Source organism: Glaciecola sp. 2405UD65-10 (assembly GCF_048820975.1).
Classification (GTDB): Bacteria; Pseudomonadota; Gammaproteobacteria; order Enterobacterales; family Alteromonadaceae; genus Glaciecola.
In genome coordinates this window covers 322,459-337,967 of sequence record NZ_JBMEUF010000002.1, presented here as the reverse complement: position 1 = coordinate 337,967, position 15,509 = coordinate 322,459, and the positions used below count along the sequence as shown (strand labels likewise).

The 15,509-nt window shown below is 41.8% G+C and carries 14 protein-coding genes; 7 read left to right on the top strand and 7 right to left on the bottom strand.

The genetic code is table 11. The annotated features are described in order from the left end of the window. Positions 1-17 precede the first annotated feature (17 nt). From ACOI22_RS13570 to mpl, 3 genes are read right to left on the bottom strand one after another with little or no spacing between them, the layout of a single operon-like run. Positions 18-803 carry a S1/P1 nuclease gene (locus tag ACOI22_RS13570; protein ID WP_420672657.1) on the bottom strand — a complete coding sequence of 262 codons (786 nt, stop codon included), beginning with the start codon at positions 801-803 and terminating at the stop codon, positions 18-20. 13 nt (positions 804-816) lie between these two features. Next, a complete protein-coding gene (locus tag ACOI22_RS13565) occupies positions 817-1,431 on the bottom strand; it encodes a flavin prenyltransferase UbiX (RefSeq protein WP_420672656.1) in 615 nt (204 codons plus the stop codon). After that, positions 1,424-2,791 (bottom strand): UDP-N-acetylmuramate:L-alanyl-gamma-D-glutamyl-meso-diaminopimelate ligase, encoded by a 1,368-nt coding sequence (gene mpl, locus ACOI22_RS13560; RefSeq protein ID WP_420672655.1) that lies wholly within the window; start codon positions 2,789-2,791, stop codon positions 1,424-1,426. Before mpl ends, ACOI22_RS13565 begins: the two co-directional genes overlap by 8 nt. A 186-nt stretch (positions 2,792-2,977) precedes the next feature. Between mpl and ACOI22_RS13555 the strand changes: the two genes are divergently transcribed. From ACOI22_RS13555 to ACOI22_RS13540, 4 genes are all read left to right on the top strand, one after another. Continuing rightward, on the top strand, positions 2,978-3,946 hold the full coding sequence (locus ACOI22_RS13555) for a class 1 fructose-bisphosphatase (RefSeq protein ID WP_420672654.1): 969 nt from the start codon (positions 2,978-2,980) through the stop codon (positions 3,944-3,946). A 67-nt stretch (positions 3,947-4,013) separates the two neighbouring features. Next, on the top strand, positions 4,014-4,550 hold the full coding sequence (ppa, locus tag ACOI22_RS13550; protein ID WP_420672653.1) for an inorganic diphosphatase: 537 nt from the start codon (positions 4,014-4,016) through the stop codon (positions 4,548-4,550). A 79-nt stretch (positions 4,551-4,629) separates the two neighbouring features. After that, positions 4,630-5,139 (top strand): DUF3299 domain-containing protein, encoded by a 510-nt coding sequence (locus ACOI22_RS13545; protein WP_420672652.1) that lies wholly within the window; start codon positions 4,630-4,632, stop codon positions 5,137-5,139. A gap of 47 nt (positions 5,140-5,186) precedes the next feature. Continuing rightward, a complete protein-coding gene (locus ACOI22_RS13540) occupies positions 5,187-6,806 on the top strand; it encodes a methyl-accepting chemotaxis protein (protein WP_420672651.1) in 1,620 nt (539 codons plus the stop codon). Between the two features lie 148 nt (positions 6,807-6,954). On the opposite strand, the gene ACOI22_RS13535 is transcribed toward ACOI22_RS13540, so the two are convergent. Genes ACOI22_RS13535 through uvrA form a run of 3 tightly spaced genes read right to left on the bottom strand, consistent with a single transcriptional unit; the run spans position 6,955 to position 10,935 of the window. After that, on the bottom strand, positions 6,955-7,659 hold the full coding sequence (locus tag ACOI22_RS13535) for a 2OG-Fe(II) oxygenase (protein ID WP_420672650.1): 705 nt from the start codon (positions 7,657-7,659) through the stop codon (positions 6,955-6,957). 35 nt (positions 7,660-7,694) lie between these two features. Continuing rightward, entirely contained in the window at positions 7,695-8,099 is a 405-nt protein-coding gene (locus tag ACOI22_RS13530) for an acyl-CoA thioesterase (RefSeq protein ID WP_420672649.1), read from the bottom strand. A 1-nt stretch (position 8,100) separates the two neighbouring features. Then, entirely contained in the window at positions 8,101-10,935 is a 2,835-nt protein-coding gene (gene uvrA, locus ACOI22_RS13525) for an excinuclease ABC subunit UvrA (RefSeq protein WP_420672648.1), read from the bottom strand. Between the two features lie 222 nt (positions 10,936-11,157). Between uvrA and ACOI22_RS13520 the strand changes: the two genes are divergently transcribed. Beyond that, positions 11,158-12,525 (top strand): MFS transporter, encoded by a 1,368-nt coding sequence (locus ACOI22_RS13520; RefSeq protein WP_420672647.1) that lies wholly within the window; start codon positions 11,158-11,160, stop codon positions 12,523-12,525. 24 nt (positions 12,526-12,549) lie between these two features. Then, positions 12,550-13,110 carry a single-stranded DNA-binding protein gene (locus tag ACOI22_RS13515; protein ID WP_420672646.1) on the top strand — a complete coding sequence of 187 codons (561 nt, stop codon included), beginning with the start codon at positions 12,550-12,552 and terminating at the stop codon, positions 13,108-13,110. A gap of 144 nt (positions 13,111-13,254) precedes the next feature. Here the strand turns inward: ACOI22_RS13515 and ACOI22_RS13510 are convergent, their stop codons facing one another. Next, positions 13,255-13,998 carry a FadR/GntR family transcriptional regulator gene (locus ACOI22_RS13510; protein WP_420672645.1) on the bottom strand — a complete coding sequence of 248 codons (744 nt, stop codon included), beginning with the start codon at positions 13,996-13,998 and terminating at the stop codon, positions 13,255-13,257. 439 nt (positions 13,999-14,437) lie between these two features. Between ACOI22_RS13510 and ACOI22_RS13505 the strand changes: the two genes are divergently transcribed. Then, positions 14,438-15,388, top strand: a complete 951-nt coding sequence (locus ACOI22_RS13505; protein WP_420672644.1) for a sugar kinase — start codon at positions 14,438-14,440, stop codon at positions 15,386-15,388. The last annotated feature ends 121 nt before the right edge of the window (positions 15,389-15,509 follow it).

The window sequence follows — 15,509 nt, the reverse complement described above, 5'->3', positions numbered from 1 at the left end:
TACATACTAAGTATTACTTAACGGTAAATGTTATTTAAATAGGCGGCTATTCTTACGCCTGCCTGTTGCAAACGCAGTTTTACCGTAGGCGTATGATCATATAAATACTGCCACGACAAATCATTCTCACTGGGGTAAATTGTATCCCTAATTTCTATACTTTCTTGAATGTATACTAGTGGATCAGCGGTGTTCCAAGCTTTTACTTGTTCGTTTGATATTTTAGGCAGTAAAAAAGCAGTCCATTCGGAAAATGAAAGCTGCTTTTGGTCAATTAAACCTGAATCCCACACCCCATGTAAATTTGAATCTTTCCTAAAAAAGCTAAGTTTGAAATCATTACCGCCTCGGTCAGTGCCATTACCAGCATGCAGTGGCTGATGTAAGTCACCTATAATATGCACAATCATTTTCAGCGCTAGTTGCTTTTGCGCACGGCTTGATTCGGTATTTTGCAATACTTTTTTATACATGCTTAATGCACTAAATGAATCGCCTTGTGGTGGCGTTTGCAGTTCGCTGTACGTTTTTCCTTCAGGTACAGTCACATAGTGAAATGGGCCGGCTACTTTTTGCCAAAAATGACTCGGACTTGAGCGCATTTCATCAGGATAGGTGCTTATTTCTGCTAAGCTTTCGTTGTCTAATATTGATTCAATCGCAACTTTAGCGTTTTCACTTAGGTAAACTTCAGCAATTTGGCCGGTGACTCGGTGGCCTGTTTGCCCCCAGGCATGGGCTTGTTGAGAGTTAACTATGCTTAGCGTAAGCAGCGCAGCGCTTATAAATGAGATGATTTTCATTTTACGTCCGTTGTTAATTAGGTTTTTCGTAGCCCCAAGGGGTAACTAATTGTTGTTCAATGTTTAAGTGATTTAAGATCCTAGCCACCACAAAGTTGACTAAATCTTCAATGGTTTTAGGCTGATGATAAAAACCCGGTGCCGCAGGCATAATAGTAACGCCAATGTTTGAAAGTTTTAGCATGTTTTCAAGATGGATGCTAGAAAATGGCATTTCACGGGGTAGCAAAATTAGTTGCCCACGCTCTTTAATGACTACGTCAGCGGCTCGCTCAATTAGGTTGTCAGAAGCGCCGCTTGCAATGGCTGATAATGTGCCGGTAGAACAGGGGCAAACTACCATTTGTTTGGGTGATGAAGAACCCGAAGCCACTACTGAGAACCATTCTTCTTTTCCGTATACGCGAATTTGGCCTTCGCGAGCTTGCATTAATTCAGTAAAAAACTGCGTTGCGCCTTCTGGCTTGGCCGGTATTTTAAGATCTTCTTCTGTGGCAAACACCACTCTAGCCGCCGATGACATAAGAAGGTGTACCTTATAATCAGCCAAAACTAGCTGCTTTAAAAGCGCCAACGCATAAGGTGCGCCAGACGCGCCTGTAACCGCTAGGGTGATTGCATTACTCATTCATTTCTCCAAGCGCAGATATTAGCTTATTGTGAATGCCATCAAAGCCGCCATTACTCATCACTAATACGTGATCATTTGGCTTAGCTTCCTGCGCCACTGCTTTCACTATGTTATCTACCTTGTTGTGTATGATCACCGGTGTTTGGCTATTACTAACCACCTCATTTAACGACCACGATAGCCCAGCAGGTTGCATAACATGCACTAAATCGGCTTTTATCCACGCTTTTGCTAATTCATCTTTGTGAATACCCATACGCATTGTGTGCGAGCGAGGTTCAATAATAGCAATAATTCTTTGCTCGCCAACGCGGTTTCGCAAGCCATCAAGCGTGGTTGCTATAGCTGTGGGGTGATGCGCAAAATCGTCATAAATAGTGATGCCATTTACGGTGCCTTTAATTTCCATGCGCCGCTTTACATTTTTAAATGTGGCAAGTGCATTTATAGCATCTTGAATTTTCACGCCAGCATGGTGGGCTGCCGCGATTGCCATCAAGGCGTTGTCCATATTGTGCTCGCCTATAAGATCCCATGTAACTTTGCCATATAGGCGCTGTTTATGGTAAATCTCAAATTCGCTGTAGTCATTATTGACTTTGACTGCTGACCACAACGCATTTTGGGCGGTACCTGCTAAGGCGGTTTCACTCCAGCAGCCCATATCTAATACTTGTTTAAGATTAGTGTTATTTGATGGCGCTAATACGAGCCCATTTGCCGGTACGGTTCGGATTAAGTGGTGAAATTGTTTTTGAATAGCGGCTAAATTTTCAAAAATATCAGCATGATCAAATTCAAGGTTGTTTAGCACTACCGTTCTGGGGCGGTAATGCACAAATTTTGAGCGCTTATCAAAGAATGCGCTGTCGTATTCATCGGCTTCTATTATGAAAAAAGGCGAGTCACTCAAGCGGGCTGAAATCCCAAAGTTTTCAGGTACGCCACCAATCAAAAAGCCAGGCTGCAAGCCGCAATCTTCTGCAATCCAAGCCAGCATACTACTGGTTGAGGTTTTACCGTGGGTACCAGCTACCGCCAATACCCATTTATCTTTGAGTAAATTATCTAACAACCATTGCGGGCCGCTTGTGTAAGGTAAGTTTCTATTTAGAACAAATTCAACGCCAGGGTTTCCGCGTGACATAGCATTGCCAATAATAACAATGTCGGGAGAGGGTTCAAATTGGCTTTCATCGTCACCTTGTGTTAATTCGATACCCAATTGCTCTAGTTGGGTGCTCATAGGCGGGTAAACGTTTTTATCAGAGCCGGTAACTTTGTGACCTAAGGATTTTGCAATGGCTGCAATGCCACCCATAAAGGTGCCACAAATTCCTAAAATATGTACGTGCATAGTGAAATTCTTTGTAAAACAGATAACAAGAGTGTAACAGATGAGTAGTTCAAGCCGAAAACTGTTTTTAATCCGACGCTAACCCAGTTACACTATAGTAATGAATAGACTAAAGGTTGATTTAAGTCTTTAGAGAAAAACAGTTACTATAACCTCGTTAGTCCACACACAAGGAACGGAAAGTAAATGAAACGTCTTAATTCACAGTTACAACAAGATGGTGCACCATTAGAGCTTATTTTATTAATCAGAACGTTGCTCGCCGCATGTAAGGAAATTTCCTTTCGCGTTAGTCAGGGCGCATTAGCTGGTGTATTGGGTTCAACTTTGAGTGAAAACGTTCAGGGTGAAACACAAAAAAAATTAGATGTTATTTCTAATCAAATCCTAAAAGATACCTTAAGAGAATCAGGCTATGTAAAAGCAATTAGTAGTGAAGAGGAAGAAGATGTTGTTCCTTGTTCACCTGATGGCAACTACCTGGTAAGTTTTGACCCACTAGATGGCTCATCTAACACAGAAATCAATAGCTTGATTGGTACTATTTTCTCGATTACTCATGCACCCCAATGGATGGAAGCTGATGATCCATCTGCATTTTTACAACCAGGAACGCAAAGTGTTGCTGCAGGATATGTGCTTTACGGACCATCTACCATGTTAGCGATGACCACGGGTAAAGGCACGCACATTTACACCTTAGATAAAACCCACGGCGGTTTCCTGCTTACTAAACCTAATATCGAACTACCTACTCAAACAAGTGAATTTTCGATTAACGCATCGAATCAACGCCATTGGGAAGACCCTATGCAACGTTACGTAGCTGACCTAATTTTAGGCGCTGATGGCCCACGCGAAAAAGATTTCAACATGCGTTGGGTAGCTGCAATGGTGGGTGATATACATCGTGTACTTTGCCGTGGCGGTATTTTTATGTATCCGTTTGATAACCGCAATCCTGAGAAACCAGGTAAATTGCGCTTACTATATGAGGCTAATCCAATGGCATTTTTGGTTGAACAAGCGGGTGGGCTAGCTGATACAGGTGAAGGCCGTATTATGGAAGTTATGCCAACTGAAATTCACCAAAGAGTACCTACTATAATAGGCTCTAAAGAAGAAGTTGAAACTTGCTTAAGTTACTACAAATAATTAAGTAAGGCTTAGCTTGTAGCCTAGGCCTTACTACCCAGTTAAAATTTACGAAAAGGAAAAGTTAATGAGTTTAAATAATGTGCCTGCGGGTGAAAATTTGCCAGATGAAGTTTATGTGATTATTGAAATTCCTGCATATTCTTCGCCTATAAAGTATGAAGTAGATAAAGATACTGGCGCACTTTTTGTTGACCGTTTCATGGGCACCTGCATGCAGTACCCTTTAAACTATGGTTACGTTAACAACACACTTTCTGATGACGGTGATGCGGTAGACGTATTAGTTATGACGCCACACCCTCTTATTGCTGGCTCAGTTATAAAAGTGCGTCCAGTTGGCGTATTAAACATGACTGATGAATCGGGCATAGACGCAAAAGTGATTGCTGTGCCGGTTGATAAGCTATCTCCAATTTACTCTGACGTTCAAGATATTGAAGACGTACCAGCCTTAACTAAAAACCAAGTAGAACATTTCTTCTCTCATTATAAAGATTTAGAGAAAGGTAAATGGGTTAAGATTGACGGTTGGGCTGACAAAGAAGCCGCTAAAGCCGAAATTGTTGCAAGTGCGCAGCGCTATGAGAACAATGCAAAATAGTTATGCACTATTGAAGCTCTCAGTGAAATAACGTTAAAGTCCGCATATGCGGACTTTTTTTTTAACAACAGGAACAAGAATGATAATTCTAAAAAACAGCTTAAACCAAGCTTGCGTAACGCTATTAAAAATATTTACTTTCCACCTTGCCCTTTTGTTCGCATTGTCTATAAATGCGGCACCTGCAAAAGAAATTTATTGGGAGGATTTGATACCTAAAGATTATACGATGCCACCTGTTTCAATGGAGCATACTGGCAGCATGGCCCAAGTGGCACCCAATGCGCCGCTTGTAGAAAGCTATAATAATCAATTAGTTAAAATCCCTGGCTTCGTAGTTCCTTTGGAAGGAGACACCGATGAAATCACCGAGTTTTTGTTAGTCCCATACTTTGGCGCTTGTGTACATGTTCCACCACCACCATCAAATCAAATAGTATATGTAAGATTTTCTGAAGGTGTGCCGATAAACAATTTATACGATGCAGTATGGATTACCGGAACACTAACAACTCAGCGGTGGGAAGGTGATATTGCATCAGTGGGTTATAGCTTGCAAGGCATTGAAGTGAGTGCATTTGACGGCTAGAACCTTTTTTACAAACTAGGTGCTACATACCAAACGCTAGGTGGATTATGAATTTTTTAGGAAGATTATCGATAGCTCAGAAGCTATTTCTGATACCCATTATAGGTATTGCTAATTTTATTATTTATGTTGCAATTACGGCAAATACTGCAGGAACGAACGTTGAGCTATTAGATAATGCACGAAAAATTCAATTCCCTGCGGTTTTAGCTTCTAAAAATGCGCTAGTGGCCATTGAGAATACAAGTGCCAGCTTAAGTGCTGCGGTTACCACCGGTGACGAAGAAGCCTTAACCAATGCTAAAGCGCAATCTGAAATAGCATTTGATAACTTAGGTGTAATTGCCAATTTAGATGACACTCTATCTAAACAAATTCAGCCTATTACTCAATCATTCTCAGAATATTTTGAAGTAGCCTACGACGTAAGTTTATCAATGGTTAATAACACAGCTGATTTTTCGAAATTGGCCGACCTGACTAATCAAATGAATGCCGCGTTTGATAACTCTACTACCAATCTTGAAGCCTTCAATAATGACCAGCTGGCCTTATTTGAAGCAGCTATTGAAGATGCAAATGAGCGCGCACAAAATCTAAGTTGGCTAGGTATTGTGATGGGTATTGTGACTACAGTTTTACTGCTTTCAGCAGCGGTACCAATTGTAAGTAATCTTAGAAATTCAATTGTTGATGTGGTTAATTCACTACGTGACATAGCGCAAAAAGATGGTGACTTAACCAAGCGCTTAGAAACGGGCAATAAAGACGAAATAGGCGACTTAGTATATTGGTTCAACCAATTTGTTGATAAATTACAGCGAGTGGTGACTGATATAGGTAACTCAAGTAAGCCTTTGGCTGCCCTTGCAGAAAACTTAAATGATGTAACTACAAATGCCCGTTCTACTATAAGTGCGCAGCAGTTATCAGCTGCTGATGCTAAGGCCGCTGTTGATAACATGACTTCAAGTGTAAATGCAGTGGCACAAAGTGCATCTGAAGCGGCAACGGCAGCAACCGAGGCATCAGGCGCCGCGGATGACGGCCAAAAAGTAGTGAATCAAACCGTTCATAGTATTCAAGAATTAGCTTCACGCGTTGATGAAACTGCGGTAGTGATTAAGAAACTTGAAGAAGACTCTAACCAAGTAGGCGTGGTACTTGATGTAATTAAGGGCATTGCTGAGCAAACTAACTTACTTGCATTAAACGCGGCTATTGAAGCGGCGCGTGCCGGTGAGCAAGGCCGAGGCTTCGCTGTTGTTGCTGATGAAGTAAGAACCTTGGCATCTCGTACGCAGCAGTCTACAGAAGAGATTCAAGCGACTATTGAACAACTGCAAAATGCAGCACGTACTGCGGTAACCGTTATGGCTAAAGGTACTGAACAAGCATCCTTAAGTGTTGATGAAGCGAACAAAGCCGGTGGTAGTTTAGGTGCTATTACTGAAACTATTAGCCGAATTACTGCGATGAACGATCAAATCGCAAAATCTACCGGTGAGCAGCAATCAGTGGCGCAGTCTATTAGTAGCAACGTTGACGACATTAACGCTCGAACCGAAGATACGGCATCAAGTTCAGAGAAACTTAGCTCGGTAAGTACTGAACTAGAACAGTTATCTGAAGACTTCAACAGAATCATGCAACAGTTTAAATACTAATGCATCTATAGCCTAGCAACGAGCTAACTCGCTGCTAGGCTTTTTAATTTTCCATTCTTTTAATACTTTCCAAGCTTTCCAAACCGTTCATACTTTTTGTTATACCACCCATCTTTAGTACTCACTTACCATAGCTACAACATTTCCTTTAGGTAAAAATGTTCTGCCCCGGGTTAAACAAGACCCACGAGGTTAGGATATATTTATTATCTGATTTAGGTACATTGCCACGGTGTGTATGCGTAAAACCTGCAGGGGCAATTACCATAGTACCAGCCTTGGGCTGTATTTTTACGTTTTGATAAACAAACTCAGTTTCACCACCTTCTTCTACATCGTTTAAATAAAACATGAATAAGAGGTTTCTATGAAGCGCTTCAATGCTATTTCTTTGCGGATATATTTCTGAGTGCCAATAAGGGTAGCCACCACTATTGCGTTCGTACTTTTGGGCATTTATTTCGCCCAACTGAAATATATGGTCAACTAAAGATGCAATTTGCGGTAAGCCTACTTCGTTAAAGTTATTGGCATTTAATTTTGTTGCCTGCCCCGTAGTGGGGTGTTTCACCGTTAAGCCAATGGGGCCAATTAAGGCAAAGAAGAACTCACTAAAATAACTGATAATATGCGCGGCACTTACTTGGCTAACTTCATTAAGAATAGGTTTGAATTCGGCGTTTCGATGAATTGAAACATCAAGGCTACGCTTCTTTGACTCATCTACACCGCCGCCGGTTTTACCGGCCACAGTGTGTTCACTATTATCGAATATATTGATGATACGGCTGCACAACTCAGGCGAGAGGGCTTTTTCAACAACTCTAATAAATTGCGTAGTAGTGACCGACATCAAAATCTCCCTTTAGATGGCCTTGCTGCCTTGTGTTACATACTTGAGGTATCTAACAAGTGTTTACCTAACGCTTCTTTAATGTGTTCAGGAATAGCCACTGAGCGCTCACTGGCATAATCAAAGTGTACCATTGTGGTGACACCCCTTGATTTAACCTGTTCTTGCTGCCAGCACTCTTGGTGAAGTTCAAAAGAGCTGTTACCGACTCTTTTGACCCACGTTTTTATAGTGACTTCGTGTTGCAAATAAATTTGAGCAAGAAAATCAATTTTATAGCTGGCAATAATGAGTGGCCAATTGTCTAAGTTCATATCAGGCACAAACATTTTAAAAATGGGTTGCCGCCCCGCCTCAAACCAACCAGCAAGTGCCGTATTACTTACATGTTGCAGCGCATCGGTTTCGTAAAACCTAACCGCGAAGGTTTCAGTAAACATCTTACTTCCTTTTTATGCCTAACATAGGCGCTAAAAAGCTGCCCGTATGTGAACGTTTTTCTACGCTTACGTCTTCAGGTGTGCCTTCAGCTATAATTTGGCCGCCGCCTGAACCACCCTCAGGGCCTAAATCAACTACCCAATCAGCGGTTTTCACTACGTCTAGGTTGTGCTCAATAACTACCACGGTGTTGCCATGGTCTCTTAACCTATGAAGCACCTGCAACAACTGTTTAATGTCATGGAAATGCAAACCTGTTGTAGGCTCATCAAGTATATACAGGGTTTGGCCAGTGTCACGTTTTGAGAGTTCTTTAGCCAGCTTTACGCGCTGCGCTTCACCACCAGATAAGGTAGTGGCTGATTGCCCTAATCGGATGTAAGACAAGCCCACGTCCATTAGTGTTTGCAGTTTACGTGATATGGCGGGGATAGCATCGAAAAATGCGCGAGCATCTTCAACCGTCATATTAAGCACTTCGTGTATGTTTTTGTCTTTAAAACGAATTTCCAAGGTTTCACGATTATAACGCTTGCCATGACAAACATCGCAAGGCACATAAACATCAGGTAAAAAGTGCATTTCGACCTTAATTACGCCATCACCTTGGCAGGCTTCGCATCGTCCACCCTTAACGTTAAAACTAAAGCGACCCGGTTTGTAACCGCGTGAACGCGCTTCTTGCGTGCCTGAAAATATTTCTCGAATAGGCGTAAATATGCCAGCGTAAGTAGCTGGGTTTGAACGAGGCGTTCTGCCAATTGGGCTTTGATCAATATCTACCACTTTGTCTAAGTGCTCAAGGCCGGTCATAGATTTATGTGGTGCGGGCTCGCCTACCGTAGCTCTGTTGAGCTCGCGCTGTGCAATTTTATAAAAAGTATCATTAATTAAGGTTGATTTACCCGAGCCTGAAACCCCGGTTACGCAGGTCATTAAACCAGTGGGTATTTTAAGCGTAACATCTTTTAAGTTGTTGCCAGTGGCTCCACTTAGCTCTAACCAGGGGCGGTCAGTAGTGGGGGTTCTAACTTTCGGAATATCAATTTTTTCAACGCCTGATAAGTATTTACCGGTTAATGAGTTTTCTGAGCTCATAATATCTTCAAGAGACCCTTCGGCAATAATTTCGCCGCCGTGAACACCTGCGCCCGGGCCAATATCTACAATGTAGTCGGCTTCTCGAATGGCGTCTTCGTCGTGTTCAACTACAATCACGGTATTGCCTAAATCGCGTAAATGGCGAAGGGTTTTTAGTAGTCGCTCGTTATCACGTTGGTGAAGTCCAATAGAGGGCTCATCAAGTACATACATAACGCCCACTAAGCCGGCACCAATTTGGCTCGCTAGCCTTATACGCTGAGCTTCACCACCTGATAGTGTATCGGCACTTCGCTCTAGCGATAAGTAATTTAAGCCAACATTCACCAAGAACTGCAACCTATCCATTATTTCTTTTAGGATTTTGTCAGCAATGGCGGCCTTTTGGCCTGCTAAATCAAGGGTAGTAAAGAAATGGAAGGCATCGGCTATCGACATATTCGCGATTTTGGGTAAGTTCGTTTCAGCAATAAACACGTTTCTAGCTTCTAAACGCAGCCTAGAACCTTCACAAGCCGAACAATGCTGATGGCTCATATACTTACCTAGCTCTTCGCGTACGGTATTTGATTCAGTTTCTTTGTAGCGGCGCTCCATATTGGGAATAATGCCTTCAAATGGATGCTTTCGCTCCATTATGTCACCGCGCTCATTAATGTATTTAAACTTAATTGATTCGCCTTTAGAACCATTTAGCACAATGTCTTTGGCTTTTTCATCTAGCTCGGCAAAAGGAATGGTTAAGTCAAATTTAAAATGCTCAGATACTGACTTTAACATTTGATAATAGTAGTAACTGCGCTTATCCCAGCCGCGAATAGCGCCGCCAGATAAACTCAGTTCGTCATTGCCAATCACGCGGTGTGGGTCAAAAAATTGCCTTGTGCCTAAACCGTCACACGAGGGGCAGGCGCCTGCTGGATTGTTAAACGAAAATATCCGCGGCTCTAACTCTGTAATACTGTAACCACAATGAGGGCAGGCAAAGTTGGCTGAGAATACGACTTCTTCGTGGTCTTCATCCATATAAGCAATTTTAGCCGTACCTGAAGAAAGCATAAGTGCAGTTTCAAATGATTCAGCAAGGCGAAGCTGTAAATCACTGCGAACTTTAAAGCGGTCAACAACTACTTCAATGGTGTGCTTTTTGCGTAAATCTAGCTCAGGTGGATCAGATAAGTCACACACTTCGCCGTCAATCCTTGCGCGAATAAATCCCTGAGCGGCTAAGCCTTCAAGGGTCTTAATGTGTTCACCTTTTCTTTCTTGCACCACTGGTGCAAGTAGCATGAGCTTTGTACCTTCTTCAAAACTCAGTACTTTATCAACCATTTGGCTAACGGTTTGCGCGTCTAGCGGTACTTTGTGATCGGGGCAAATAGGTGTGCCTACACGAGCGAACAATAAACGCAAGTAATCGTAAATTTCAGTGATAGTCCCCACGGTAGAGCGAGGATTATGAGACGTTGATTTTTGCTCAATAGAAATAGCGGGCGATAAACCTTCAATATGGTCAACGTCAGGCTTTTCCATCATAGATAAGAACTGACGCGCATATGCCGATAAACTTTCCACATAGCGTCGTTGACCTTCAGCGTACAAAGTATCGAATGCGAGTGATGACTTGCCTGAGCCTGATAATCCGGTAATAACGACAAGCTTGTCGCGAGGTAGGGTAATGTCAATATTCTTCAAGTTGTGCGTGCGCGCACCGCGAACTTCTATCTTATCCATATTTGCTTTAAATACACCTAATCAAAGTAATCTCGTATTATGCCACAGTTGACATAGAGTTATGCGTTTAGTTACGTAAGAATGTATGGCTAGATCATGTTGTAAACATATCAAGTACATGACTTCGCTTTGTGACTATCAAATTTCGCCTGAACAGTTTAAAATATCCTACTGTTTTTTACGTAGATGATCTAACTTTTCTAAATTATGCAATCTTCCTCTTTGAATAAATCTGAATGGCAAGCGGGGCTGAGCTTAGCTTCTGTGTATGTGTTGCGCATGCTGGGTTTATTTATGGTTATTCCAGTTATAGCGGTAGCCGCGAAAGAATATCCTGATTATTCAGCGCTTTGGGTGGGTTTGGCTATTGGAGGCTACGGGCTAACACAAGCTTTATTTCAAATACCCATGGGCCTGTTGTCTGATAAATGGGGCCGAAAGCCCGTAATATATGTTGGATTGTTATTTTTTGCAGCAGGCTCATTAATAGCAGGCTTAGCTGACACTATGTGGCTGTTAACTGTAGGGCGAATTTTACAAGGCGCAGGGGCAATTGCTGGCGCTATTATGGCCTTAGCTACCGATGTAACCCGTGAATCGCAACGCACTAAAATTATGGCACTTATTGGTGTCTCAATTGGTATGTCATTTTATTTGGCTTTGCTAATAGGGCCAATAATAGCCAATAGCCTTGGCATGCAAGGAATTTTTCTAATTACCGCATGCTTATCTATATTATGTTTGCCATTAGTACGCTTTGGGGTGCCAAATAATATGGCTATGCAACCCACAGGCGATGCATTGCCAAAGCTGAACCAGCTTGCTCAACTCTATAAGCATCCGCATTTATGGCGCTTAAATGCATCTGTGTTGGTTGTGCATATGTTGATTACCTGCTTCTTTGTGCAAGTGCCGGTGCTATTGCTGAATATTTCGATACCGTTAGTTGAGCACTGGAAATTATATTCAGTAGTATTAGTGGCGTCGGTGGTTTGCTTGTTTGTAATGATCAAATTACTCGACAAACAAGCTGCTCGATTAAGCTTTAAAGTTTCCTTGCTTTTCATGGCCGCAGGTTTTCTGATTTTAATAGCACAAGTGCCTTCTTGGGTATCTATTGCTGTGGCGGGTATATTATTTTTTACTGGCTTTAATTTTTTAGAAGCGAAAATGCCGTCAATGGTATCGTCTATATCGCCGGCCGGGCGCAAAGGCAGCGCAATGGGGATTTATGCGAGCCATCAGTTTTTTGGTGCATTTTTAGGAGGGCTCTTATCTGGCCTTCTGAACAGCTACTATTCGCCAGAATACACATTTATCATGTGTTTAATTGTCATCTTTTTGTTAAGCTTAACATTTCGAGGTTTGACTAGCGCAGAGCGCCTAAAACGCGTTACACTAGCGTTAGAAAGTCATACGATTACGCAAAATAATCATACTGAATTGCTCAGTACTCTCAAAAGCCTAATTGGCGTTAAGGAAGTTGTTTTAGACTCTATTGACGCAGCAATATATCTAAAAGTTGACGCAAATACATTTGATGCAAATGAAGCGCAAAGGCTTATTAATACACACTGTAACGTACAGTAAAACCAGATTGATGAAGGAAACGAAATGGCCTCAAGAGGTATAAATAAAGTAATTGTTGTTGGTAACTTAGGAAATGATCCTGAAGTTCGTTATTTACCCAACGGCAATGCAGTAGCTAACTTAAGCATTGCTACTAGTGAAAGCTGGAAAGACCAACAAGGCCAGCAGCAAGAGCGCACTGAATGGCACCGAGTGACTATGTATCGCCGCCTAGCTGAAATTGCAGGCGAGTATCTTAAAAAAGGTTCTCAGGTGTTTATTGAAGGTAAACTTCAAACGCGTAAGTGGCAAGACCAACAAGGTAATGACCGTTACACCACTGAAATTATTGCTGATAACATGCAAATGTTAGGCGGCGGAAGAAGTGATGGCGGCCAACAAGGCGGCGGTCAGCAAGGTGGTTATAACCAGCAACAAAATCGTCCTCAGCAGCAAGCGCAACAGCAATCACAGGGTGGCTATAACCAACAGCCACAGCAAGGCGGCTACAACCAAGGCGGCCAGCAAAAACCTCAGCCTCCACGCCAAGAAGCGCCTGGTATGTCTGAACCTGATATTGATTTTGATGACGACATTCCGTTTTAACTAGTACTTAAGAATTTTGATACAAAAAAGCCGCTTTTAAAAGCGGCTTTTTTTATAGATATAAGGGTATTGGTGAGGCTATAAGTAACGAGTAGCAACGGCAAGTACTGCCAACAAACTCAGTCAATACTTTAAATATGTATGTTATTTAGCGTTAACTTCTACCAAGTGATTGAGTGAATATAGGTCACGAGTTTGGTTAGATTGCTTACGAACTTCTTCAAGCGCACGCGCTTCACTCATAGCAAACAGAGAGTTAATAAGGCGATTAAAGTGGTAGTGCATAGCGGCTCTCGCGCCTTGCGTGTTTCGCGCTTTTAGTGCCAAATATATAGCACGATGCTCTTCTAAGCGATCGTTGTCACTTTGGCTGCACACACTTGAATATGCCTGCTTTATATTAGGCTGGGAATCTCGAAGGCTCCAGAACTGCTTAACGGCTAATAAAATTGCGTTGTTTCTTGTTGCCCTAGAAATAATTAGATGGAACTCTCTATCTGCTTTCTCAGGCTCTTCACTTGATTCCATTGCCTCAAGAGTTTCTTCTAATTGCTTAAGTTCTTCTTCAGTAATTGATAGGGCGGCTAACGCGGCAGCTTCACCTTCTACTAAGGCGCGCGCTTGAGTAAGCTCAAATGGGCTCACCTCAATCGCATTTTGCTTTTCGCTCTCTGTTTCTAATACGTAAACACCAGAGCTAGTTTTGACTTCAACTCTTTGACGCACTTCAAGGGCAATAATCGCTTCGCGTATTGTGGGTCTACTCACGTTAAATGATTCAGCTAACTCGCGCTCAGGGGGAAGACGGCTGCCAGGAGGGTATAATCCAGAGTCAATAAGTGCTTCTATCTTCTCGACTATTTTCCAAAACATACGACGGTTCTTCATTATCTTGCCTTCTTTTTTATGTACTCAACTGCTCTATCTGAAGCGCTACACATATTTTGCTTACATTCTAGGAGCTGTTGAAGTTCCATTTATGGAACCTACTAACCCCAACTTAAACCATTTAGAAATGGCCAGTTATAATACATCTAAAAGCGCTGTTACGAAACTTAAGCATACACTTTTTTTCAGTTATTACCAATAATTGTTGTTTTGGTAATAACATGTGCTCAAAAATGGTTTGACAATGTGGCAATATATTGATTTGATATAGCACCAATTTGCTATGTGAATAGCCGAAAATAGTATATTAAGTATTGATATGAATGATAACTAAATTGGCTAATCAGTACTATGATGTTGTAATTAAAGTTACAGACAAGTAACAAGTGTTTAACTATAATTATTTGATATTGCAAGCACAAATAAAGAGAAGGAAGTAATGAATAACAGTCCAAGCTTATTGTTCGTTGGTGAAGCCATGCTGGAATTAACTAACAAAACTGATACAACACTCGGAAAATCTTTCGCGGGTGATGTGTACAACACAGCTGTGTATTTAACTCGTGCATTCCCGCAATATCAAACGCAATTTTTATCAGCATTAGGCACCGACAAAATTAGTGACGAGTTTGCCGCCAGAGTAGCGTCTGAAAATATTGGTACTGATTTTCTTGCGCGTTCAAGTTCACACCACATGGGTATTTATATGGTGGTGAATGATGAAACCGGTGAGCGTTCATTCATATATTGGCGAAATGATTCAGCTGCTAAGCGTTTAATGACAAACATTAGCACGTTACTCAATAAGCTTACATTTGTGAAAGACGATGTTTTATTCTTCTCAGGCATTACCATTGCTGTGTTACAAGAAGCTGAACGCAACTTGTTTTGGAACTTCATACAAAAAGCAAAATCTGAGGGCGTGAAAATAGTCTTCGACCCTAATTATCGCCCAGCATTGTGGAACAGTGTGGATTTGGCAAAAAGCGAAATAGAAAAAGCCTTTAGTCTGAGCGATTGGGCGTTACCAGGGCTTGATGATTTCAAAACGCTTTATCAACTAAACACTATTGAACAGTGCATTGAATTTTGCCAACAGTATGAATTTGAAGAACTGGTCATTAAGCAAGGTTCTGATGAAGTACACATTATTAATAGTGACGGCCATGAGGTTAATCCAATTATTGCCAGTGACAACGTGGTTGATACTACTTCTGCGGGAGATGCATTTAATGGAGCTTATCTTGGTGCAAGAATTAGTGGGAAAAGCACGAATTACGCCACGCGTTTTGCAAACTATTGTGCCAGTAAAGTAATAAGCACCCCTGGCGCAATAATGCCAAAAGAATTGTTCGAAAAAGCCCTCAACGAATGGCCCGAAGACAACTAAAAAACTGATTTACACATAACGGGCTAGTATAAGAATAATGACCTTGGAAAAAGGCAACCAACACCCGACGACCGAAAATAGCTGCATTTACACATGTTGTAGGTGTTTATTTTGTGCTGCA

What these genes read in the sequence shown, in the direction of transcription:
- ACOI22_RS13570 (WP_420672657.1), bottom strand. Translation starts at nt 803, where the DNA reads ATGAAAATCATCTCATTTATAAGCGCTGCGCTGCTTACGCTAAGCATA.
- ACOI22_RS13565 (WP_420672656.1), bottom strand. Translation starts at nt 1,431, where the DNA reads ATGAGTAATGCAATCACCCTAGCGGTTACAGGCGCGTCTGGCGCACCT.
- uvrA (WP_420672648.1), bottom strand. Translation starts at nt 10,935, where the DNA reads ATGGATAAGATAGAAGTTCGCGGTGCGCGCACGCACAACTTGAAGAAT.
- ppa (WP_420672653.1), top strand. Translation starts at nt 4,014, where the DNA reads ATGAGTTTAAATAATGTGCCTGCGGGTGAAAATTTGCCAGATGAAGTT.
- ACOI22_RS13540 (WP_420672651.1), top strand. Translation starts at nt 5,187, where the DNA reads ATGAATTTTTTAGGAAGATTATCGATAGCTCAGAAGCTATTTCTGATA.
- ACOI22_RS13555 (WP_420672654.1), top strand. Translation starts at nt 2,978, where the DNA reads ATGAAACGTCTTAATTCACAGTTACAACAAGATGGTGCACCATTAGAG.
- ACOI22_RS13545 (WP_420672652.1), top strand. Translation starts at nt 4,630, where the DNA reads ATGATAATTCTAAAAAACAGCTTAAACCAAGCTTGCGTAACGCTATTA.
- mpl (WP_420672655.1), bottom strand. Translation starts at nt 2,791, where the DNA reads ATGCACGTACATATTTTAGGAATTTGTGGCACCTTTATGGGTGGCATT.
- ACOI22_RS13505 (WP_420672644.1), top strand. Translation starts at nt 14,438, where the DNA reads ATGAATAACAGTCCAAGCTTATTGTTCGTTGGTGAAGCCATGCTGGAA.
- ACOI22_RS13510 (WP_420672645.1), bottom strand. Translation starts at nt 13,998, where the DNA reads ATGAAGAACCGTCGTATGTTTTGGAAAATAGTCGAGAAGATAGAAGCA.
- ACOI22_RS13530 (WP_420672649.1), bottom strand. Translation starts at nt 8,099, where the DNA reads ATGTTTACTGAAACCTTCGCGGTTAGGTTTTACGAAACCGATGCGCTG.
- ACOI22_RS13535 (WP_420672650.1), bottom strand. Translation starts at nt 7,659, where the DNA reads ATGTCGGTCACTACTACGCAATTTATTAGAGTTGTTGAAAAAGCCCTC.
- ACOI22_RS13515 (WP_420672646.1), top strand. Translation starts at nt 12,550, where the DNA reads ATGGCCTCAAGAGGTATAAATAAAGTAATTGTTGTTGGTAACTTAGGA.